The organism is Psychrobacter sp. TB20-MNA-CIBAN-0197 (genome assembly GCF_040309765.1).
Classification (GTDB): domain Bacteria; phylum Pseudomonadota; class Gammaproteobacteria; order Pseudomonadales; family Moraxellaceae; genus Psychrobacter; species Psychrobacter submarinus.
In genome coordinates this window covers 1-251 of the sequence record NZ_JBEOPC010001060.1, presented here as the reverse complement: position 1 = coordinate 251, position 251 = coordinate 1, and the positions used below count along the sequence as shown (strand labels likewise).

The following is a 251-nucleotide window of genomic DNA, read 5'->3' as shown; positions in this document are numbered from 1 at the left end:
CCTCAATGCCTTGCCAATTAGCTAATTCGTCTAAAGAGCTAGTAATACTAAGCTGCTGCTTTTGCTCAGCAACTATGGCATCTCTTAAAAAGGCAATATATTGACGCTTATAGATTCCTGATAGGGTTGCATACTTTAAAAGCGTGGGGACCGACGTCCCTTTTTTAAGCTCACTCACAAAAAATGAAACAAGCGATTGGTTTAAATTATTTATTTTTATATGTTGTTGCTGTGATTGATCTCTACAAAGG

The 251-nt window shown here is 37.1% G+C and carries 1 protein-coding gene; it reads right to left on the bottom strand.

The annotated features are described in order from the left end of the window. Nucleotides 1–251: hypothetical protein (locus tag AAEY83_RS17145; RefSeq protein WP_351061071.1), on the bottom strand; the 251-nt coding region annotated here is incomplete at both ends.